The sequence below is a fragment of the Rhizorhabdus wittichii genome, from assembly GCF_017607425.1.
GTDB lineage: Bacteria > Pseudomonadota > Alphaproteobacteria > Sphingomonadales > Sphingomonadaceae > Rhizorhabdus > Rhizorhabdus wittichii.
Window position 1 is genome coordinate 4,149,225 of sequence record NZ_CP059319.1, and the last position, 21,474, is coordinate 4,170,698.

Below are 21,474 nucleotides of genomic sequence, written 5' to 3' on the forward strand. Positions count from 1 at the left end.
CCGCCCACCTCGACCGATCGATCAGTAGCGGTAATGGTCGGGCTTGAACGGGCCCTCGGTGGAGACGCCGATATAGTCGGCCTGCTTCTGGCTGAGCTTCGTCAGCTTGACGCCGAGCTTCTCGAGGTGGAGCGCGGCCACCTTCTCGTCGAGATGCTTGGGCAGGACATAGACCTCGTTCTTATACTGGTCGCCGCGCGTCCACAGCTCGATCTGGGCGAGGGTCTGGTTGGTGAAGCTCGCCGACATCACGAAGCTCGGATGGCCGGTGGCGCAGCCGAGGTTCACCAGCCGCCCCTTGGCGAGGACGATGATCTGCTTGCCGTCGGGGAACTTCACCAGGTCGGTGCCCGGCTTGACCTCGGTCCAGCTATAGTTGCTGAGCGCGGCGATCTGGATCTCGCTGTCGAAATGGCCGATGTTGCAGACGATCGACATCGGCTTCATCGCCGCCATATGCTCGGCGGTGATGACGTCGGCATTGCCGGTCGCGGTGACGAAGATGTCGGCGCGGGTGACGGCCTCTTCCATCGTCACGACCTCGAAGCCCTCCATCGCGGCCTGGAGCGCGCAGATCGGATCGACCTCGGTCACCATCACGCGGGCGCCGCCGTTGCGCAGCGACTGGGCCGATCCCTTGCCGACGTCGCCGAAGCCCGCGACGCAGGCGATCTTGCCGGCCAGCATCACGTCGGTGGCGCGGCGGATCGCGTCGACCAGCGATTCCTTGCAGCCGTAGAGATTGTCGAACTTCGACTTGGTGACGCTGTCGTTGACGTTGATCGCCGGGAAGGGAAGCTCGCCCTTCTTGGCGATCTCGTAGAGGCGGTGGACGCCGGTGGTGGTTTCTTCCGACACGCCCTTCAGGTTGCGGACGGTCTCGGTCAGATAGCCGGGGCGCTTGGCGATGAACGCCTTGAGCGCGCGCTGGAACTCGACTTCCTCGTCATTCTGCGGCTCGCCCAGCGTCGCGCCGGCCTCCAGCTTCGCGCCCCACAGCGCGAACATGGTGGCATCGCCGCCGTCGTCGAGGATGATGTTGGCGGTCTCGTCGCCCCAGTCGAAGATCGAGCCGACATAATCCCAGTAGTCGGCCAGGCTCTCGCCCTTGACCGCGAACACCGGCACGCCGGTCGCGGCGATCGCGGCGGCGGCGTGATCCTGGGTCGAGAAGATGTTGCAGGTCGCCCAGCGGACCTGGGCGCCGAGCGCGGTCAGCGTCTCGATCAGCACCGCGGTCTGGATCGTCATGTGCAGCGATCCGGTGATCCGCGCACCCTTCAGCGGCTGCGACGCGCCGAACTCGGAGCGCAGCGCCATCAGGCCCGGCATCTCGGTCTCGGCGATGTTGATCTCGGCGCGGCCGAAATCCGCCAGGCCCAGATCGGCAACAACATAGTCCTTCGTTTCGCTCGCAACGGCGGTGGCCACGGGCTTCTCCTTCGGGGATGGGGCAGCCGGCCGAGCCGGCGGCAATGCCCGGCGCAATAGCCCGGCGAGCCGTCCGATGCAAATATAAAGGTTTCTTTATATGTCCGCCGCTTCGGGCGCAGCCGCGCTCAGGCCTGGCCGCTGGTGGCCGCGAGCAGGCGGGGATCGATCCCGGCGGAGCGCATCGCCGCCTCCCAGCGGCGCGGCGGGCGATGGTCGAAGATCAGCCCGTCCTCGGCCCGAGTCGCGAGCCAGCCGTGGCGGCGCATCTCGCCGTCGAGCTGGCCTTCGCCCCAGCCGGCATAGCCCAATGCGACCAGCCAGCGCGCCGGGCCCTTGCCCTCGGCGATGGCGCGCAGCACGTCGAGCGTCGAGGTCAGGCACCAGCGGTCCTCGACCAGCAGGCTGTCCTCGCCCAGCCAGTCGGTGCTGTGCAGGACGAAGCCGCGCCGCTGCTCGACCGGCCCGCCGAGCAGGATGTCGCAGTCGGGGGCGATGCCGGGATCGACGTCGAGCTGTTCGAGCAGCCCGTGCAGGGTGATGCCGGGCATGACCCGGTCGACCCCGACGCCGAGCGCGCCATTCTCGTCATGCGCGCACATCGCGATCACCGCCTTTTCGAAGCGCGGGTCGCCGATGCCGGGCATGGCGAGCAGCAACTGCCCGCGGAGAGAGGCTGGCGCATCCATCGCTTATGCATATAGCTTGACGCCATGACGACGCAAAGCAGCGAGCGCCGCCCGGCGGCCGTCACCGTGGTGATTCCCGCCTATCGCGTCGGCGCGATGCTGCACGACGCGATCGATTCGGTGCTGGCGCAGGATCGCACCGACTGGGAGATCGTCGTCATCGACGACGGCGACCGGGACGCGGCGGCGCATGTCGCGCCCTATCTGGCCGATCCGCGCATCCGCTTCCTCGAAACCGACAATGGCGGTCCCTCGACGGCGCGCAACCGGGCGATGGCGACGGTGACGACGCCCTATGTCGCGCTGCTCGACGGCGACGACGTCTATGAGCCCGACTTCCTCTCCTCGATGATCGCCGCGCTCGAGGCGTCGCCGCGGATCGGCTTCGTCACCAGCGACGCGACCTTCTTCGGCGCCGACCGCGAGGGCGAGCTGTTCTCCGCCTATTGCCCGCAGCAGCTTCCCGCGACGCTCGACCGGGTGCTGCGGCGCGAGTTCAACATCTTCGGCCTGACCGTGATGCGCCGCGAGGCGATCATGGGGATCGGCGGCTTCGACACGAGCATCATCTCGTCGGAGGATTTCGACGGCTGGCTCCGGCTGCTCGAGGCGGGCTGGGAGCTGGCCTATGTGCCCCGGCCGATCGTGCGCTATCGCCGCCGGGCGAACCAGGCGTCGCGCAATTCGGGCGGGATGCTGCGCACCGCGCTGACTGTCACCGGCCGGGCGCGCGAGCGGCTCGCCGGCCGCCCCGAGGCGAAGGCCGCCGAGGAGATGTGCGACCGCATCGCGCGGCAGATCATGATCGACGACGCCTTCACCGACCTCGAGCAGGGGCGGGTGAAGGCGGCGCTGGCGGGCTTCGACCGGGCCGGCCCCGACCTGCTCGGCCCGCGCTGGCGCCGGGCGCTGCGGGTCATCCGGGTCGCGCCCTTCCTCGCGCCGCTGCTGCTCAGGCTGCGCAAGCATGTCTAGCGCATGTCGATTCCGCCCATCTTTTCGTCATTCCCGCGAAAGCGGGAAGCCACGGTCACGGGACTTTCAGCCTCTTGCGGGCCGCCGTCCATGGATTCCCGCTTTCGCGGGAATGACGATGGGGGCCGGTCCGGTCGGCGCGCATGGAATTCCCCGTGGCGGGGTGCTAGTCGGACACCCGTGGGGCAATTGGTGAGCCATATCCGTCAGCAGGCCGGGTCATCCGGGACGGCGGGCATGGACGACGCCGGGACATCGGGCCGCGACGGCCGCATCCTGCTGGTCACCAACGTCATGCCGCCGCTGGTCGGCGGGACGCCGACGCTCTACGACCGCCTCGCCCGCTATGCCGCGCCGCGCATTCAGGTGCTGAGCGCCTGGCGCGACCCCGATCTCGCCAAGCCGATTCCGGGCTGGCGCGAGAGCGACGCCGGCCGATCCTATCCGATCCGGCGCATCCCCTGGCTGCGCCCCCCGCGGATCGAGCATATCCGGCGGCGGATCGGCCTGCTCGACCTGGTCGCGATCGACCTGCCGGTGATGCTGTTCGTGTTCTGGGCGGTGGTGGTCGAGGCGATCCGGTGCCGCGCGAAGGCGATCGTCGTCTGCGAGCTGCACGGGCTCGGCTGGCTCGCCATCCTGCTGTCGCTGCTGACGCCGTGGCGCGTCGTCATCTACACCCATGGCGAGGAGGTGGTGCAGGCGAGCTACAACCGGCTGGCGCGGCTGCGCGGGCTGGCGCTGCGCGCCGCCGACGTGGTGGTGACGGTGTCGAGCTTCACCCGCGACAGGCTCATCAGCGACTTCGGCGTCTCGCCCGATCGCATCCGCCTCGTCGTCAACGGCGTCGACCTCGAACGCTTCACCCCCGGCACCGTCAGCGAGCCGTTCATCCTCAGCGTCGGCCGGCTGGTCGAGCGCAAGGGCTTCGACCGGCTGATCGACGCCTTCGCGGTCGTCGCTCCCGAATTCCCCGCCTATCGGCTCAAGATCGCCGGCCATGGCGGCGACGAGGCCGCGCTCAAGGCGCGTGCGGCGGCGAGCGGGGCGGCCGACCGGATCGATTTCCTCGGCGGGGTCGACGACGACGCGCTGACCGACCTCTATCGGCGCTGCACCTTCTTCATCATGCCGAACCGGACATTGGCCGATGGCGACACCGAGGGCTTCGGGCTGGTCTTCCTCGAGGCCAATGCCTGCGGCAAGGCCGTGATCGGCGGGCGGGCCGGCGGCGTCACCGACGCGGTGATCGACGGCGAGACCGGGCTGCTGGTCGACGGCTACGACGTCGCGGACATCGCCGGCGCGATCCGCCGGCTGCTGGGCGACGAAGCCTATCGGACGCGGCTGGCCGAGGGCGGGCTCGCCCATGCCCGCGCGCATGGCTGGTCATGGGTGACCGGGAATTTCATCGACGCGGCGCTGGGCCCGTCGAGCATCGACGGCAAGGGAGAAGGACGATGACGATCGCGGTGGGAGAGCGGGTGCCCGAGACCGGCTTCATGACGATGACGAGCGAGGGCCCGAGGCCGGTCGCGAGCGCCGACCTGTTCGCGGGCCGCAAGGTCGCGCTCTTCTCGGTGCCCGGGGCGTTCACGCCGACCTGCTCGGCCAAGCACCTGCCCGGCTATGTCGACAAGGCCGACGCGATCCGCGCCAGGGGCGTCGACGAGATCGTCTGCACCGCGGTCAACGACGCCTTCGTGATGGGCGCCTGGGGCGTCTCGGCCGGCGCCGACGGCAAGGTCAGCATGCTCGCCGACGGCAATGGCGACTTCGTCCGGGCGCTGGGGCTGGAGATGGACGCGCGCGGCGCCGGCATGGGGGTGCGCGGCCAGCGTTTCTCGATGCTCGTCGAGGACGGCGTCGTCACCCGCCTCAACGTCGAGGAGCCCCGCGAATATAAGGTGAGCAGCGCGGAGCATCTGCTCGGCCAGCTCTAACATCATTGTCATCCATATCTGGCACAAGACAACAAGGAGAACAGATTGCCGTCCACGCAAAGCCTGCAACTGGTCGAGCAGCTCGATACGCTCTACCGCGAGTCGGTCGCGCGGCTGCGCGCCGCGCTGACCCATTATATCCGGACCGGCGAACGGCCCGATCCGGCGATGCGCCGCGACGGCGCCTTCGCCTATCCCGAGATCCGGCTGCGCTATGAGGGCGGCCGCGATCCGGGGCCGCTCGGCCGTTCCTTCGGCCGGCTCCAGCAGCCCGGCGACTATGCGATCGCGGTCACCCATCCCGCCTTGTTCGCGCCTTATCTCGCCCAGCAGATCGACCTGCTGATCGCGGATTACGGCGTGCGGGTGGAGGCCGGCGTCGGCACCACCGAGATCCCCTATAACTACGTGCTCGACGCGGGCGACGACCTCGACCTGACCGGCGCTTCGCCGGTCGAGCTGTCGCGCATCTTCCCCTCGACGATATTGTCGCAGATCGGCGACGAACTGGCCGACGGGTTGTGGATGCAGGCCGACGGCGCCCCCCGGCCGCTGGCGCTGTTCGACGCGCCGAGGGTCGACTTCAGCCTCGCCCGGCTGCGCCACTACACCGGCACCCCGCCCGGCCATGTTCAGGACTATATCCTGTTCACCAACTATCACCGCTATGTCGACGAGTTCGTCCATTGGGCGATCGACCAGCTCGACAAGGACGGCCGCTACACGATGCTGAGCGGCGCCGGCGGGGTCGAGATACGGCGCGGCGATCCCGATCCGCGCCAGGCGATCGCCGACAGCGCGTGGCGCAAGCACCAGATGCCCGCCTATCATCTGGTCGCGCCCGACCGGTCGGGCATCACCCTGGTCAATATCGGCGTCGGCCCGTCCAACGCCAAGACGATCACCGACCATCTCGCGGTGATGCGGCCGGCGGCCTGGTTGATGATCGGCCATTGCGGCGGGCTGCGCCCGAGCCAGCGGATCGGCGACTATGTGCTGGCCCACGCCTATCTGCGCGACGACCATGTCCTCGACAGCGTGCTGCCGCCCGAAATCCCGATCCCGGCGATCGCCGAGGTGCAGCAGGCGCTGACCCGCGCCGCCGAGATCGTCTCGGGCCAGAGCATGGAGCAGCTCAAGCTCCGGATGCGCACCGGCACCGTCGTCACCTCCGACGACCGCAACTGGGAGCTGCGCTACACCGCCTCGGCGCTGCGCTTCAGCCAGAGTCGCGCGGTCGCGATCGACATGGAGTCGGCGACGCTGGCCGCGCAGGGTTATCGCTTCCGCGTTCCCTACGGCACGCTGCTGTGCGTGTCGGACAAGCCGATCCACGGCGAGATCAAGCTGCCCGGCCAGGCCAACCGCTTCTACGAGCGGGCGATCGCCGAGCATCTCCAGATTGGCATCGCCGCGGTCGACCAGCTCCGCGGCGAGGGCGCCCGCCTCCACAGCCGCAAGCTGCGCGCCTTCGACGAGCCGCCGTTTCGTTGAATTGATCCGGCTGACGCCGGATACGGCACCGGCCCGCACCCCCACCCGACCTCCCATAGGGTAGAATCACTGGGAGGTCGGGTGGGGGTGCGGGCCGGTGCCGCTCGTTTCAGCGCAAGCTGAAACCGGACATCACGCCTCTTCCAATTCCTCGGCGCTCGTCACCCGGTCGCGGCCGTCGAGCTTCGAGCGATAGAGCGCGCGGTCGGCGCGGGCGAGGAGCGAGGCGAGCGAGATGTCGCCGGGCCGGAGCCCGGTGAGGCCGAAGCTGGCGGTCATGACGACGCGGTCGGGGCCGCTGACTGGCATCGCGGCGATGTCGCGGCGGATGCGCTCGACCACCTCGACGGCGTCCTGCGGGCGGGTGTTGACGAGGAGCAGCGCGAATTCCTCGCCGCCGATCCGGCCGATCAGGTCGCCGCGCCGGACCAGCCGCTCGATCCGGCTGGCGAAGTGGCGCAGCGCGCGATCGCCGACGCCGTGGCCGTAGCGGTCGTTGATCGCCTTGAAGCCGTCGATGTCGGCAACCACCACCGACAGCGGCTGGCGCTGGCGATGGGCGTTGCGGATCGCGCGCTCGGCGGCGTCCTCGAAGCCGCGCCGGTTGTAGACGCCGGTCAGCATGTCCGACGTCGCCAGCGTCCGCATCGTCTCCGCCAGGTCCGCTGCGACGAGGAAGACCGAGAACAGCCCGACGCCGATGAAGGCCGGCGGATAGAGCAGCAGGAGGATGGTGCGGAACAGCGCGAACGCCTCGCCCTGTCCGACGATGCCCTGGCGCAGCGCGATGACCGCCATCGCTCCGTCGAGCAGCGCGAACAGCATCAACATCAGCGTGACCGATCGTTCGGGCAGCGACGCGGTACGGAAGCCGCGGCCGACATGCGCGGCGCTGATCGCCATCATCGCCCCGCCGAACAGCAGCCCGGTCGCGTCGCGCACCCCGTCATGCGGGACGACGATCGCGGCGCCCGCGATCAGCAGCGCGGCGCCGGCGGCGGCGATCAGGAAGGGCGCCGGCCCCGCCTGCGGCCGGCTGCGCTGGACGAAGCCCGCCGCGATCAGCGCGTTGGACAGGCAGCTCAGCCCGGCGATCGCCGCGTAGAACGCGCCATTGTCCTCGGCCTGGGCGATCCGGAAGGCGAGGTTGGCGATCCATTCGACCGTCGCCACCGCGAAGGCCGCCGCCCACAGCAGGGCATGGCGCGGCCGGCCGAAGCTGCGCCAGGCGATCAGCATCACCCCCGTCAGCATCGCGGCGCTGAAGATCAGCGCAATGATGATGATGATCACCGCTGCGGCCATGGTCCCCCGAACGCGAAGGGCGGCGGAGGCCCTCTTGCGCCCGCCGACCGGTCGATCCCGTTATGATAGGGCCGGGCCACTGCGATGCGACGTGGTAAAAAGCAATAGTCAAAAGGGTCGAGCCGTGCCGTTTTCGGGCACTGGCTCCATTTTGGATACTATTGATGCGCCTTTCGTCGATGATCGCGGCGCGAAAGCCGTTCCGGCTTATTGTCAATCATGTTCATTACTGCACCGATTCGGCCGGAGCCGGGGATGACGGCGAATCGATTCGCAGCCATCCCCATGCCTCGACTCACCAGCCGCAGCGCTGGCCCTTGTTCTGCTTTTCGAGCCAGGTCATCAGCGGCTTGAAATAGGCGATCATCGCCGAGCCGTCGATCTCGCGGCTGCCGGTGAAGGCCTGCAGCGCGTCGGGCCAGGGCTTGGATGCACCCATCTTCAGCATCGCGTCGAGCTTCGCCCCGACCTCCTTGTTGCCGTAGAAGGAGCAGCGGTGGAGCGGCCCCTTCCAGCCGGCCTGCTCGCACGCCGCCTTGTAGAACTGGAACTGGAGGATGCGGGCGAGGAAGTAGCGCGCATAGGGCGTGTTGCCGGGGATGTGGTATTTGGCGCCCGGATCGAAATCGCCCTCGTCGCGCGCCTCGGGCGGGACGATGCCCTGATATTGCAGGCGCAGGTCGGTCCATGCCTTGTTGTAGCTGGCCGGGCTGATCTGGCCGCTGAACACGCCCCAGCGCCATTTGTCCATCAGCAGGCCGAAGGGCAGGAAGGCGACCTTGTCCATCGCCTGGCGCAGCAGCAGCCCGATGTCCTTGTCCGCGCTCGGTACCTTCGTCGGGTCGAGCAGGCCGATCCGCACCAGATAGTCGGGGGTCACCGACAGCGCGATGAAGTCGCCGATCGCCTCGTGGAAGCCGTCATTGGCGCCGTTGAGGTAGAGATAGGGCTGCTTGTTGTAGGCGCGCTGGTAGAAATTATGGCCCAGCTCGTGGTGGATCGTGACGAAGTCGTCCGAGTTCACCTTGGTGCACATCTTGATCCGCAGGTCGTCGACATTGTCGATGTCCCAGGCGGAGGCGTGGCACACCACCTCGCGGTCGCGCGGCTTGGTGATCTGCGAGCGGGCCCAGAAGCTGTCGGGCAGCTTGTCGAAGCCGAGCGAGGTGTAGAAGCCCTCGCCCGCCTTGACCATCTTGACCGGGTCGTACTGCTTGGCGACGAGCAGGTCGCCGATGTCGAAGCCCAGGTCGCCCGCGCCCTTCGGCGCGACGATGTCGTAGATATTGCCCCATTCCTGCGCCCACATATTGCCGAGCAGGTCGGCGCGGATCGGGCCGGTCTTCGCCTGGACGGCGTCGCCATATTTCTCGTTGAGCTTCGTGCGGGTGTAGCAGTGGAGCGCGTCGTAGAGCGGCTTCACCTGCGTCCACAGCCGGTCCATCATCTTCGCGAAATCGTCGGCGGGCATGTCGTAGCCCGCGCGCCACATCGCGCCGAGATCCTTGTAGCCGAGGTCGACCGCGCCCTTGTTGGCGATCTCGACCAGCTTGGCATAGTCGCCGCGCATCGGCTTGCCGACATTGTCGTGCCAGCTGACCCACATCTCCTTCAGCTCGGCGGGGTTGCGGTTGGTGCCCATCGCCGCCTCGATGTCGGAGCCGTTGATCTCCTCGCCGCGCAGCGTCCCCTTGCCCTTGCCATAGGCCGACTGGAGCCGGGTCGCGAGGTCGTTGAGCTCCTTGGCGGCGCCCGGCGTGGCGGGGGCGGGCAGGACGATGCTCTGCTTGAGGATGTCGAGCTTGCGGCGGGTGTCGTAGCTCAGTCCCTTCAGCCCGTCGAAGCGCGCCGCTCCGCTGGCGTAGCGGACCTGCATCTCGGTGAACTCGGCGCCGACGCGGGCGTTCACCGCGTCGGTGTCGTCGGTGATGTAGGTCGCGTTGATCCACGCCACCTGCGCGCCGTAGATGCCGAGATCGGCGAGCTGCTTCTCCGCATCGGCGACGAAGGCATCGGCCTCCGCGGTCGTGGGCGCGGCGGCCGACGCGTTGGCGGCCGTGGCGGCGACGGGCTGCTGTTCCTCGGCGAGGGCCGGGGCGGTGGCGAGCAGCGCGGCGAGCGCCAGCGCGGACGTCGCCGCCTTGATCGAGAGTTTCATGGGGATGGTTCCTCGGTATCTTTTGTGCTGACAGCACTGTCATCACGCCACCGAGGGCCGTCAAGCCCGTGTATTAGCGCAGTGGGACGCTCGTGATGGTGGCCTCAGAACCAGTCGGCGATCGCGTCGCCGAACTGGGGCAGGGTCACCGCGCTCATATGGTTGCCCGGCACCTCGACGAAGCCGGCATTGGGCAGCGCCGCGGCGAGCGCGCGGGCGGAGCCGTTGTCGTTGTCCTCCGACCCGGTCAGCACCAGGATCGGCATGGCGAGGTCGGCGAGCGAGGCGCGCGCGATCTTCGGGAAATTGTCGAGCAGCAGGAGCAGCGCCCGGGCGTCGCCGCCGGTCGTCTTCAGGAAACCCTCCGCCATCCATTCGGGCGAGAATTTGGGGTGGGTGCCGACGCCTTCGAGCACCTTGCGGAAGAAGGCGACGCGACCGCCCAGGTCGAGCAGCCCTTCGAGGCCCATGCCGGCGAGCAGCGCCTTGCCCGGCTTCGCGCCGCGCACCAGCATCCGCGCGGTCGTCCGCCCGCCCAGCGAATAGCCGCCCAGGTCGTAGCCGCCGGGAGCCAGGCCGAGCTGCTCGATCAGCGCGAGATTGTCGTCGGCCAATATGTCTTCGCTGTAGCCTGACGGATCGTGCGGCTTGGCGCTGTCGCCATGCGCGCGCAGGTCGGGCATGATCACCCGCCGGCCCTTGGCGGCGAGCTTGGCGGCATGGCCGTAGCGCACCCAGTTGGTGAAGGCGTTGGAGAACAGCCCGTGGATCAGGATGACGGGCCGCCCATCCTCGGGCCCCATGCCGTGCCAGGCCATGCGCGCGCCGTCGGCGCCGTCGAAATGGTGGAGGGCGGTCTCAGTCGGGAAGTTTGCCAACGGTCTTCATCCAGCGATCGACGAGCGGCTTGTGCTCGTCGGTCCGGTAGCGCGGCAGCTCGCGCGTGTCGATCCAGGCCTCGTGCAGGCTCTCCGCGCCGAAATGATGCGCGGGGCGGAAGCGCGACGGATCGTCGAAGCTGCCGACCGTCAGGTCGATATTGTCGCCGTCGGGATATTCGAAGCCGAGCGGCGTCCCGCAGGCCGAGCAGAAAGGCCGCCGCGCGATCGGCGAGCTGGCGTAATAATCGGGCTCGCGCGCCCAGCGCACGGCGCTCTTCTTCAGGTTGACGAAGGCGATCGAAACCCCGCCGGTGGCGCGCTGGCACATCCGGCAATGGCAGAGATAGGCCTCGTCCGATGCGACCCCGGCCGCATAGCGGATGCGGCCACACTGGCAGCCGCCGGTCATGGTCTCCACCATCGCTCTCTCCCGTCATCCCGGCGAAAGCCGGGATCTCCCTTCCATTCTATGGACAAGACAGGGAGATTCCAGCTTTCGCTGGAATGACGGGAAGGAGGAGGGACTCAAGCCTTCTTGAGGTGGCGACGGCCGAGCAGCTCGGCGATCTGGACGGCGTTGAGCGCGGCGCCCTTGCGGAGGTTGTCCGAGACGCACCACAGGACGAGGCCGTTCTCGACGGTCGGGTCCTCGCGGACGCGGCTGACATAGGTCGCGAACTCGCCGACGCACTCGACCGGGGTGACGTAACCGCCGTCCTCGCGCTTGTCGACGAGCATCACGCCCGGCGCCTCGCGCAGGATCTTCTGCGCGTCCTCGGCCGACAGCTCCTTCTCGAACTCGATGTTGATCGCTTCCGAATGGCCGACGAAGACGGGGACGCGGACGCAGGTCGCGACGACCTTCACCTTCGGGTCCATGATCTTCTTGGTCTCGACGACCATCTTCCACTCTTCCTTGGTGAAGCCGTCGTCGAGGAACTTGTCGATGTGCGGGATCACGTTGAACGCGATCTGCTTGGTGAACTTCTTCGGCTCGGCGGGGTCGCCGACGAAGATGTTGCGGCTCTGCTCGAACAGCTCGTCCATGCCCGCCTTGCCGGCGCCCGACACCGACTGGTAGGTCGAGACGACGACGCGCTTGATCGTCGCCGCGTCGTGCAGCGGCTTGAGCGCGACGACCATCTGCGCGGTCGAGCAGTTCGGGTTGGCGATGATGTTGCGCACCTTGTAGCCGTCGATCGCCTCGGGGTTCACCTCGGGCACGATCAGCGGGACGTCCGGGTCCATCCGGTAGAGCGAGCTGTTGTCGATCACGGTGCAGCCCGCCGCCGCGGCGATCGGCGCGTAGATCTTGGTGGCGTCGGAGCCGATCGCGAACAGCGCGATGTCCCAGCCCGACCAGTCGAAATGCTCGATGTTCTGGACCTTGAGCATCTTGCCGGTCTCGCCGAACTCGATCTGGTCGCCCTGGCTGCGGGCCGAGGCCACCGCCGCCAGCTCGGCGATCGGGAATTCGCGCTCGGCCAGGATGTTCAGCATTTCGCGGCCCACATTGCCGGTGGCACCCGCGACGACGACACGATAACCCATTTCTTGCTTCCTGCTCTCTGACGGGGACGTTGCTACGTCCAGACAAGCAAACGGCCGGTCTCCCGAGGGAGCCGGCCGCCTGCGAGGTTTGTTATGGAAATCCTGGCTTCAGGCTTCCTGGGCCTCGGCGGCCGGTTTATTGTCGCGACGCTCTGCAATACGCGCGGATTTACCGCGACGGCCACGCAGATAGTAGAGTTTCGCGCGACGGACGACGCCCTTGCGGACGACCTCGATCGACTCGACGTTCGGCGAATAGAGCGGGAAGACGCGCTCGACGCCTTCGCCGAACGAAATCTTGCGGACGGTGAACGACGAACCCATGCCCTTGTTGGCGCGGGCGATGCAGACGCCCTCATAGGCCTGGACGCGGGTGCGCTCGCCTTCGACGACCTTCACGCCGACGCGCAGCGTGTCGCCCGGACGGAAATCGGGAATCGACTTCGATTCCTTGAACTTGGCAATCTGCTCGGCTTCGAGCTGCTGGATGAGGTTCATGCTCATCGCTCCTTCTTCTGTCGCCGCGCGCCAGAGGGAGACTGGGCCCGAGCGCCCTCATGGCGCTCCCAAAGGTCCGGCCTCCTTAGCCTTGTATCGGTCTCGGCCATGGCGTTGCGCCAAGCCTCGATCCTCGCATGATCCCCAGATCGCAGCACTTCGGGGATCGTGCGCCCTTCCCACTCGGCAGGTCGGGTATAATGCGGATATTCGAGGAGGCCGCTTTCGAAGCTTTCCTCGTCCCCGCTGTCGGGCGCGCCCATTACGCCAGGAAGCAGCCTGATGCAAGCATCGAGCAGCACCAGCGCGCCCATCTCGCCGCCCGACAATATATAGTCGCCGATCGACACCGGCTCGATCGGCCGCGCCTCGAACAGCCGCTCGTCGATTCCCTCGAACCGGCCGCAGAGGATCGTGACGCCGGGTCCGGCGGCGAGTTGGCGCACCCGCGCCTGGGTGAGCGGCGCCCCGCGCGGCGTCATCGCCAGCAGCGGCGAAGCAGGCCGCGTCTCCAGCGCATGGTCGACCGCGCGGGCGAGAACGTCGGCGCGCATCACCATGCCAGCGCCGCCGCCGGCCGGGGTGTCGTCGACCGAGCGGTGCCGGTCGGTGGCGAAGTCGCGAATCTGGACGGGATCGCAGGCCCACTTCCCCTCGGCCAGCGCGCGGCCGGCGAGCGAGACGCCGAGCGGCCCGGGGAACATCTCGGGGTAGAGGGTCAGGATGGTGGCGGCGAAGGTCATGGCGGTGCTGTCAGATCGTCCAGTTCTCGACCCTCAGGCCCGCGATATCGCTGAAGTCGCGTTCGTTGTTGGTGATGACGGTCAGATCGAGCGAAAGCGCGTGGGCCGCCAGCAGGCGATCGAAGCGGCCGCGCTTGAACGGAAGGCGCGCATAGGCGCGAGCGGCCGCTTCATCGAAAGGCAGCACCGGGAATATTCCGACGAGTCGGTCGAGCGCCGCGGGAGAGGGTTCCTTGCCGTTGGCACTGCCGAGCGCCAGTTCGGCGAGCACGATCGTCGAAAGGCCGACCGTGCCCTCACCCAACGCGCCGACCCTGTCCGCCAGCACCGGATGGACGCCGGCGAACAGGAAGATGCAGCAATTGGTGTCGATGAGATAGCGCACTCAGGCTTCGTTCGACCGGCCGAGCAGATGCCAGGGACGCGGGGGATCATCGAACTCCCGCTCCGCATCGATCCGCGCCTTGAGGCCAGGGATGGATCCGTAGATGCCCGTCAGGTCGATCTTCTTGCCGGCTTGCTTCACCGGCTCGACGATATAGCGGCCGGCTTCCTCGCGCACGGTCATCTCGGTGCCCGCCTCGACACCCAGCGCCTTGGGCAGGCGCAGGGCGACCGAATTGCCCGACTTGAAGGTGCGGGATTTGATGGGGGCACTCATATGCGTCTCCGTATATACGCCATGTATATACATGCATTGAGCGACGGTTACAACGTCCGCCGCGCGACGATCTCGGTGCACATGGCCAGGAAGACGCCGGCGACCATCAACATGGCCAGCAGCGTGCCCCAGGTGGCGATCATGCGATGGTCGCCGGTCAGCAGCAGCGCGCCGATCAGGACCGCCGGGGGCACCACCACCTGGATCGCGGCGGCGATGAGGCGGACGCGCGGCGGCAGGCCGCGCTTGCGGGTGCGGACCACGCCATAGGCGATGATGACGAGGTAGACCGATCCGATCAGCAGGAAGGCGGTGACGGCATTCATTCGACGAACTCCGGGTCGATCAGCAGGCGATCGGGCTCGATCGTCACCGCCTTGGCGACGGGCACCATGAAGCGCTTGCCGTCGGGCTTCTCTATCTCGAGCACGTCGCCCGCGCCGAAATCCTCGATCATCGCGGCGACGCCGACCGGCGCGCCGTCGACCAGGCAGGGCAGGCCGATCAGGTCGGCATGATAATATTCGCCCGGGGCGAGCGGCGGCAGCGCCGAGCGCGGCACGCTCAGCTCGGTCCCGCGCAGCGCCTCGGCGGCGTTGCGGTCGCCGATCTCGGCGAAGCGCGCCACCGCGCCGTTCGGGCCGGGGCGGATCGTCTTCAGCGTGAAGCTGCGCCCGGCGCCATTGAGCGTCCTGTAGGCGCCCATATCCTCGGTGAAGAGCTTGAGGCGCACCTCGCCCTGCAACCCGTGCGCGCCGATGATCGCCGCGAGGACGATGGGACGGTCGCTGCTCATCGCCCCTCCAAGGGAAGAGGGCGGGGGTGGGGAAAGAGGGCAGGGCTCGCGACTGCGTCGCTCGCACCCACCTGCCCCTCCCTTGGAAGGAGGGTTCTCACCACGGTCAAGCCTCGGTCGATTCCTCGGCGGCGGCTTCCTCGGCCGGGGCCTCGGCGGCGACCTCGGTCACTTCCTCAGCGGCCGGCTCGGCGGCCGGCTCTTCGGCCGGGGCGTTGGCAGCTTCCTCGGCGGCGGCGAGCTTGGCCGCGCGCTCCTCGGCGCGCTCCTTGGCCTTCTCGCCCGGCTCGGCCTTCTTCGGGTTGCTGCGGGCGGCGCGCTCCTGGACGCCGGCGGCGTCCAGGAAGCGGGCGACGCGGTCGGTCGGCTGCGCGCCGACCGACAGCCAATGCTTGGCGCGGTCGGTGTCGAGGACGACGCGCTTGGGATCGTCCTTGGCGAGCAGCGGGTTGTAGGCGCCGATCTTCTCGATGAAGGCGCCGTCGCGCGGGCTGCGCGCGTCGGCGACGACGATGCGGTAATAGGGGCGCTTCTTGGCGCCGCCACGGGCGAGACGAATGGAAACGGCCATTATTCAGTCCTTTCTGGTATTCGGATCAGTTCAAAAAATCAGCGTTTCTTCAGGAAATTCTGGAAGCCGGGGGGCAGGCCCTGCGGATTGCCCGGCAGGCCGGGAAGCCCCGGAAGCCCCGCCGCCCGCCGGCGGGCGCCGCCACCGCCGAGCAGGCCGCCGAGGCCACCGCCCCCACCGCCGCCGAGCAGGCCGGCAAGGCCTTCGCCCGCCCATCTTCTTCATCTTCTTCATCACCGTCGACATGTCCTGATGCATCTTCAGGAGCTTGTTGACGTCCTGCACCGTGGTGCCGGAGCCCTTGGCCACGCGGATCTTGCGCTTGGCGTTGAGCAGTTCGGGCTTGGCGCGCTCCTTGGGCGTCATCGATCCGATGATCGCGTCCATCCGCACCAGCACCTTGTCGTCGGCGGCGCCGGAGGCCATCGCCTGCTTGACCTGCTTGATGCCGGGCAGCATCGCCGCCAGGCCCGACAGCCCGCCCATCCGCGACATCTGGCGCAGCTGGTTGCGCAGGTCGTTGAGGTCGAACAGGCCCTTGGCCATCCGCGCGGCGAGCGCCTCGGCCTCCTCGACCTTGATCGTCTCGGCGGCCTTCTCGACCAGGCTGACGACGTCGCCCATGCCGAGGATGCGGCCGGCGACGCGGGCCGGCTGGAACAGTTCGATCCCGTCCAGCTTCTCGCCGGTGCCGACGAACTTGATCGGCTTGCCGGTGACGGCGCGCATCGACAGCGCGGCGCCGCCGCGCGCGTCGCCGTCCATCCGGGTCAGCACCACGCCGGTCAGCGCGACCTGTTCGGAGAAGCTCTTGGCGACGTTGACCGCGTCCTGGCCGGTCAGCGCGTCGACGACGAGCAGGATCTCCTCCGGCTCGGCGACCGTGGCGACCGCCTTCATCTCCTCCATCAGCGCCTGGTCGACGTGCAGGCGGCCGGCGGTGTCGAGCATCAGCACGTCGAAGCCCTGGAGCTTCGCGGCCTGGAGCGCGCGGCGGGCGATGTCGACCGGCTGCTGGCCGGCGACGATCGGCAGGGTCGCGACCGATGCCTGGGTGCCGAGCACGGCGAGCTGTTCCTGCGCCGCCGGACGATTGACGTCGAGTGACGCCATCATCACCTTCTTGCGGCCCTTCTCGCTGAGCCGCTTGGCGATCTTGGCGGTGGTCGTCGTCTTGCCCGAGCCCTGCAGGCCGACCATCATCACGATCGCGGGCGGGGTGACGTCGAGGTTGAGGTCCGACGCCTCCGAGCCGAGCATCTCGACCAGCGCGTCGTTGACGATCTTGACGACCTGCTGCCCCGGCGTGACCGAGCGGAGCACCTGCTGGCCGACGGCCTGCTCGGTGACCTTCTCGACGAACTGGCGGACGACGGGCAGGGCGACGTCGGCCTCGAGCAGCGCGACGCGGACTTCGCGCATCGCCTCGCGCACGTCCGATTCGTTCAGCGCGCCACGGCCGCGCAGGCGGTCGAAGACCCCGCCCAGCCTTTCGCTCAGACTTTCGAACATGCGTTCACTCCTCTGCGCCGAAGCGCCGAAATTGCTGCCTTTCCGGGCCGAAACGCAAAGCGCGCCGGCGGGCGAAACCTCGCCGGCCAGCGGGCGTCCATGGACGCTTGCCAATGCTTTCGTGTCGGAACGACGGGGCAGTTCCTAGCCGCAAAGCCCGCGAAAGGCAAGGACGGGGGGGCGACGGGGGCGAATCGGGGCTTGTCGCGGCGGCGCAATCCAATAAGTTGCGCGCCATGTTGCGTCGCGCTGTAACCGTCCTCTCCGCTCTGGCCCTCGGCCTGTCGAGCGTCGTTGCGGCCGCGGCGCCAGCCAGCCCGGCCCCGACCACCCGCGGAGTCGTCGCCGCCGCCGAGCCTCGCGCCGCGGCGGCAGGGCAGGAGATATTGCGCGAGGGCGGCAGCGCCGCCGACGCGGCGATGGCGATCATGCTGGCGCTGACCGTCACCGAGCCGATGTCGTCGGGGATCGGCGGCGGCGGCTTCCTGGTCCATCACGACGCGAAGACCGGCGCGATCCTGACCATCGACGGGCGCGAGACCGCCCCCGCCTCGGCCGGGCCCGATCGCTTCCTCGACGCCGACGGCCGGCCGCTGCCCTATATGCGGGCGGTGCCGGGCGGCTATTCGGTCGGCGTGCCCGGCAACATCGCGCTGATGGCGGAGGCGCATGCGCGCTGGGGCCGGTTGCCCTGGGCGAAGCTGTTCGAGCCGGCGATCCGGCTGGCCGAGCAGGGCTATACGCTGCTGCCCGACAACCCGCCCGGCCCTTATGCGGTGCAGGGCACGCTCGCCTTCCGGCTGAAGCAGGCCGAAAAGCTGTGGGCCGACTTCCCCGAGGCGCGGGCGATCTACTGGAAGGACGGCCGCCCGCTGGAGAGCGGCGAGACGGTGCGCAATCCCGCGCTCGCCGCGACGCTGCGCGCGATCGCCGCCAAGGGCCCCGATGCCTTCTACAAGGGCGAGATCGCGGACGAGATACGCGCCGCGATCGCCGGGGCGAAGCGCAACCCGACGGTGATGACCGCCGCCGACCTCGCCGGCTATCGCGCCAAGCCGCGCCCGGCGATCTGCGGCGCCTATCGCGGCTATCGGATCTGCGGGATGGGGCCGCCTTCCTCGGGCGCGATCACCGACCTGATGATGCTGGGGATGCTCGAACGCTTCGACCTCAAGGCGCTGGGCAAGGATTCGCCGGTCGCCTGGCACCTGATCGGGGAGGCGATGCGCCTCGCTTATGCCGATCGCGACGCCTGGCTGGGCGACACCGATTTCGTCGCGGCGCCGGTCGCCGGGCTGCTCGACCCTGCCTATCTGGCCGAGCGATCGAAGCTGATCGCGCCCGATCGGACGCTGGGCGAATACCGGCCCGGCACCCCGCCGGGCGCGGGGCCGCTGGCGGCGACGCCGGCGCCGGCCGAGCAGGGCACCACCCATTTCGTCACGGTCGACGCCTGGGGCAACATCGCCAGCATGACCTCGACGGTCGAGGGGCCGTTCGGCAGCTCGCTGATCGCGGGCGGCTTCTTCCTCAACAACGAGCTGACCGACTTCAACGAACAGCCGCGCGAGGATGGCCGGCTGGTGCCCAACCATGTCCAGCCCGGCAAGCGGCCGCTGTCGTCGATGGCGCCGACGATCGTCTACCGCCCCGACGGGCGGCCGGTGATGGCGCTGGGATCGGCGGGCGGGCGGACGATTATCATGCACAGCCTGAAGGCGCTGATCGGCACGATCGACTGGGGCCTGCCGGCGGCCGACGCGATCGCCCTCCCCAACATCTTCTTCCGCGGCCCGGCGCTGATCGTCGAGCGCAACAGCCCGCTGGAGCCGATGATCCCCGCGCTGGCGCGCCTCGGCGAGACGGCGGTGCCGGGCGACATCCCGTCGAAGCTGACGATCCTGCAGCGCACGCCGGGAGGGTGGACCGGTGCGGCCGATCCGCGGAGTCCGGGGGTAGTGTTGGTAAATGCCGCAAAGTAACACTCCATTGACGCGGTGCATATAATCGCTGAATATGATATATAGTAATATATTCGGAATAATTTCCCAAAATTACATGGCAGTATACAATAAGAATATAGAAGATATAGAGTTAATTATTTTAACTTTAGTAATGAACAATGGGTCATGAAAAAATATGAGCATTTCCAATAGGATTAGACATGTCTATAAGGCTCATGTTCCTAATCATATTCGTGAATGTGCTCTAGTGAGGCGGCGGAAGAGTATATTTATAAAAAATGGAATTGTATTCATACACATCCCCAAAGCGGCTGGATCAAGTATCAGCCAAGAAATTTATGGTAGATTCATCGGTCATATTTCGGCATGTGCGCTTGAGCAGGTAGGGGGCGACGCGTTGCTGGCTTTGCCGCGATTTGCGCTTGCACGTAATCCGTGGTCGCGGTCGGTGTCAGCCTGGCGCTTCGCACGCGCTGGTGTAGGCAGTGGCGAGGGCTTGCGCGCTGGCATACTGAATGCTGAGCGCTATCAATCGAGCGAATTTGCAAGCTTTGAACGCTTCGTGCTGGATTGGCTTCCCTCTGCCGATCTGAAGCGTGAGGATGGCGTGTTCAAACCCCAGAGCCATTATGTTTGCGGCCGCGAGGGCAAGCTTATCGTCGACCATCTCGGTAGGGTTGAGAATATGGCAGCCACTGAGGACTGGCTGGAGGGGATTTTGGGGCGTACGCTCCAAATACCACATGTCAATCGCAGCGGCGAAAAGATCGATTATCGAAGTTTTTATACCGCCGAAATGCGTGATTCCATTGCGCGCATTTATGCAGATGATCTTTCGCTATTCGGCTACGATTTCTAATGAAATATTTTTATCTATTCTGCTGAGGCTCGGCCGAACGTGGCGAAGGGCGACTGTAGGGCGAACTATTTTGTCTATCCGATCCACACTGTCGATCGACCGCATGTTGCCGCTTGCAAAGAGTCGGTCGAGCCGCAGCATGGCGATGCGGCTGGTCGCAAGCGGATCGACTCTGGTCCTTAACATCCTGCTCGCGCGACAACTTGGCCCGGACTATTATGGTCAGGTCGCCTTTGTAATGGCCTGGCTGTTGCTCGTGGTGGGGCTGATGCGCACGGGCCTTAACAATCAGCTTACCCGCGAAGTGGCATCGTATGACGAGCGCAATGAAAGGGCTAATTTGCGCGGGATTATCATACGAGCCTACCAGTTCGCGGTAATCGCCACGATTGGCGCGGGAGTGTCCATAGCCGGCGCCGCGATAGTTCTGGATAGCCGATTGTCTCCGGGGCAGTCGCGGTTGTTTCTTATTGGTCTTCCTTTGCTGTTATTCCTTTCCTTGATGAGTACGACAGAAGCTATCACCAAGGGATTCGGCAAAACCGTGTCCGGACAATTGGGTGAGTTTTTCGTCCGTCCAATCAGCCACCTTCTCTTCGTCGTATTGCTATGGTTGCCTATCGGCTTTGATCTCAACCGCCAGTCCGCTGTCGGCGCTTTTGTGCTATCGGGATTGTGCGGATTTGCCGTGGCATGGATGGTTCGTCCGCGCGGGCCACTGCAAGCGCTCCGTCAGGCTGAACCGCAATTCCATGACAGGCAGTGGTTGCGCGATTCCGTTGCCATTAGCGCAGTGGGCTGGCTCAGCATTGTGAATGTGCAGGCGACGCCAATCCTCGTTGGCGTGATCGGCGGCGATGCTGAGGTCGCCCATTACCAGATTGCATCACAATTTGCCTTCTTAGCTTCGCTGATGGTAGTGATCCTCAACACGTTGCAAGCGCCGGCTATGTCGCGCGCGCATGCAATAGGTGACGTCGTCCGTTTGCAGCGCATGGCTTCGCACGCTTGTGAGATCAGTGTTGTCTTCGCCTTTGGATCGGCGATCTTCTTTGCGCTTTTTGGTGAGCTGATCGCCACAACGTTGCTTGGTAAATCCTACAATGGCGTCGAGACAGTTCTTTTCGTCATCCTAATCGGTACCTCGATCAACGCCCTGACTGGATCAGTCGGTATCCTGCTAATTGCGTGTCGACTGGAAAATACAATGTATCTCGCTCTTGGGTTGGCGCTGGCGACCAATATATCAGGCTGCATCCTGCTCGTCCCGAAATATGGTGCGATCGGTGGTGCCTGGTCGGCTACGGCATCACTCGCTTGCTGGAATGGCTGCATGCTGCTGCGTCTATATCGCGCGACGGGCGTGCTTTCGCTGCCGCTGGTTACGCGCCTTCTTCCATCTTCGCGACCCCAACCATTGCCATAAAGGAAACGGGATTTTTC

Annotated in this window: 21 protein-coding genes and 1 pseudogene; 7 read left to right on the forward strand and 15 right to left on the reverse strand. The window is 66.8% G+C overall.

Features of this window, described 5'->3' with window-relative positions; all coding sequences use genetic code 11:
* Nucleotides 1-21: 21 nt before the first annotated feature.
* Nucleotides 22-1,431, reverse strand: coding sequence for an adenosylhomocysteinase (gene ahcY / locus HRJ34_RS19900; RefSeq protein WP_012048882.1), 1,410 nt, complete (start codon nt 1,429-1,431; stop codon nt 22-24).
* A gap of 128 nt (nt 1,432-1,559) precedes the next feature.
* A complete protein-coding gene (locus HRJ34_RS19905) occupies nt 1,560-2,120 on the reverse strand; it encodes a YqgE/AlgH family protein (protein ID WP_012048881.1) in 561 nt (186 codons plus the stop codon).
* A 24-nt stretch (nt 2,121-2,144) separates the two neighbouring features.
* Here HRJ34_RS19905 and HRJ34_RS19910 point away from each other — a divergent pair, with 24 nt between their 5' ends.
* The 4 genes from HRJ34_RS19910 (at nt 2,145) to HRJ34_RS19925 (ending at nt 6,532) form a co-directional block, all read left to right on the forward strand.
* Complete coding sequence (locus tag HRJ34_RS19910; protein WP_208632188.1) at nt 2,145-3,095, forward strand: glycosyltransferase family 2 protein; 951 nt, start codon at nt 2,145-2,147, stop codon at nt 3,093-3,095.
* 237 nt (nt 3,096-3,332) lie between these two features.
* The gene (locus HRJ34_RS19915; RefSeq protein ID WP_208632189.1) at nt 3,333-4,559 is read left to right on the forward strand and encodes a glycosyltransferase family 4 protein; all 1,227 of its coding nucleotides are present in this window, start codon (nt 3,333-3,335) and stop codon (nt 4,557-4,559) included.
* Entirely contained in the window at nt 4,556-5,038 is a 483-nt protein-coding gene (locus tag HRJ34_RS19920; protein WP_012048878.1) for a peroxiredoxin, read from the forward strand. Before HRJ34_RS19915 ends, HRJ34_RS19920 begins: the two co-directional genes overlap by 4 nt.
* Nucleotides 5,039-5,083: 45 nt before the next feature.
* Nucleotides 5,084-6,532 carry an AMP nucleosidase gene (locus HRJ34_RS19925; RefSeq protein WP_208632190.1) on the forward strand — a complete coding sequence of 483 codons (1,449 nt, stop codon included), beginning with the start codon at nt 5,084-5,086 and terminating at the stop codon, nt 6,530-6,532.
* Between the two features lie 132 nt (nt 6,533-6,664).
* On the opposite strand, the gene HRJ34_RS19930 is transcribed toward HRJ34_RS19925, so the two are convergent.
* From HRJ34_RS19930 to ffh, 13 genes and pseudogenes are all read right to left on the reverse strand, one after another.
* On the reverse strand, nt 6,665-7,837 hold the full coding sequence (locus HRJ34_RS19930; protein ID WP_012048876.1) for a GGDEF domain-containing protein: 1,173 nt from the start codon (nt 7,835-7,837) through the stop codon (nt 6,665-6,667).
* A gap of 295 nt (nt 7,838-8,132) precedes the next feature.
* The gene (locus HRJ34_RS19935; RefSeq protein ID WP_208632191.1) at nt 8,133-9,995 is read right to left on the reverse strand and encodes a M2 family metallopeptidase; all 1,863 of its coding nucleotides are present in this window, start codon (nt 9,993-9,995) and stop codon (nt 8,133-8,135) included.
* 104 nt (nt 9,996-10,099) lie between these two features.
* Nucleotides 10,100-10,873, reverse strand: coding sequence for an alpha/beta fold hydrolase (locus tag HRJ34_RS19940; protein ID WP_208632192.1), 774 nt, complete (start codon nt 10,871-10,873; stop codon nt 10,100-10,102).
* A complete protein-coding gene (locus tag HRJ34_RS19945) occupies nt 10,854-11,297 on the reverse strand; it encodes a GFA family protein (RefSeq protein WP_012048873.1) in 444 nt (147 codons plus the stop codon). The genes HRJ34_RS19940 and HRJ34_RS19945 overlap by 20 nt, the downstream gene beginning before the upstream one ends.
* A gap of 104 nt (nt 11,298-11,401) precedes the next feature.
* Nucleotides 11,402-12,427, reverse strand: a complete 1,026-nt coding sequence (locus tag HRJ34_RS19950) for an aspartate-semialdehyde dehydrogenase (RefSeq protein ID WP_030091966.1) — start codon at nt 12,425-12,427, stop codon at nt 11,402-11,404.
* Nucleotides 12,428-12,535: 108 nt separating this feature from the next.
* A complete protein-coding gene (gene rplS / locus HRJ34_RS19955) occupies nt 12,536-12,925 on the reverse strand; it encodes a 50S ribosomal protein L19 (protein ID WP_012048871.1) in 390 nt (129 codons plus the stop codon).
* A gap of 2 nt (nt 12,926-12,927) precedes the next feature.
* Nucleotides 12,928-13,668: a tRNA (guanosine(37)-N1)-methyltransferase TrmD gene (gene trmD, locus HRJ34_RS19960; RefSeq protein ID WP_030091967.1), complete on the reverse strand. Its 741-nt coding sequence runs from the start codon at nt 13,666-13,668 to the stop codon at nt 12,928-12,930.
* A 10-nt stretch (nt 13,669-13,678) separates the two neighbouring features.
* A complete protein-coding gene (locus HRJ34_RS19965) occupies nt 13,679-14,053 on the reverse strand; it encodes a type II toxin-antitoxin system VapC family toxin (RefSeq protein ID WP_012048869.1) in 375 nt (124 codons plus the stop codon).
* Nucleotides 14,054-14,329 carry an AbrB/MazE/SpoVT family DNA-binding domain-containing protein gene (locus HRJ34_RS19970; RefSeq protein ID WP_030091968.1) on the reverse strand — a complete coding sequence of 92 codons (276 nt, stop codon included), beginning with the start codon at nt 14,327-14,329 and terminating at the stop codon, nt 14,054-14,056. It abuts the gene before it with no gap.
* 47 nt (nt 14,330-14,376) lie between these two features.
* Nucleotides 14,377-14,655, reverse strand: coding sequence for a hypothetical protein (locus HRJ34_RS19975; RefSeq protein WP_029994920.1), 279 nt, complete (start codon nt 14,653-14,655; stop codon nt 14,377-14,379).
* The gene (gene rimM, locus HRJ34_RS19980) at nt 14,652-15,125 is read right to left on the reverse strand and encodes a ribosome maturation factor RimM (protein ID WP_208632193.1); all 474 of its coding nucleotides are present in this window, start codon (nt 15,123-15,125) and stop codon (nt 14,652-14,654) included. Before rimM ends, HRJ34_RS19975 begins: the two co-directional genes overlap by 4 nt.
* Before the next feature lie 106 nt (nt 15,126-15,231).
* Complete coding sequence (gene rpsP / locus HRJ34_RS19985) at nt 15,232-15,696, reverse strand: 30S ribosomal protein S16 (protein WP_012048865.1); 465 nt, start codon at nt 15,694-15,696, stop codon at nt 15,232-15,234.
* Nucleotides 15,697-15,734: 38 nt separating this feature from the next.
* A pseudogene (gene ffh, locus HRJ34_RS19990) lies at nt 15,735-17,208 on the reverse strand (signal recognition particle protein).
* Between the two features lie 236 nt (nt 17,209-17,444).
* Between ffh and ggt the strand changes: the two are divergent.
* The 3 genes from ggt (at nt 17,445) to HRJ34_RS20005 (ending at nt 21,457) form a co-directional block, all read left to right on the forward strand.
* Entirely contained in the window at nt 17,445-19,190 is a 1,746-nt protein-coding gene (gene ggt / locus HRJ34_RS19995) for a gamma-glutamyltransferase (RefSeq protein WP_208632194.1), read from the forward strand.
* A 157-nt stretch (nt 19,191-19,347) separates the two neighbouring features.
* On the forward strand, nt 19,348-20,031 hold the full coding sequence (locus HRJ34_RS20000) for a sulfotransferase family 2 domain-containing protein (protein ID WP_208632195.1): 684 nt from the start codon (nt 19,348-19,350) through the stop codon (nt 20,029-20,031).
* Between the two features lie 139 nt (nt 20,032-20,170).
* Nucleotides 20,171-21,457 carry an oligosaccharide flippase family protein gene (locus tag HRJ34_RS20005; protein ID WP_208632196.1) on the forward strand — a complete coding sequence of 429 codons (1,287 nt, stop codon included), beginning with the start codon at nt 20,171-20,173 and terminating at the stop codon, nt 21,455-21,457.
* Nucleotides 21,458-21,474 lie beyond the last annotated feature (17 nt).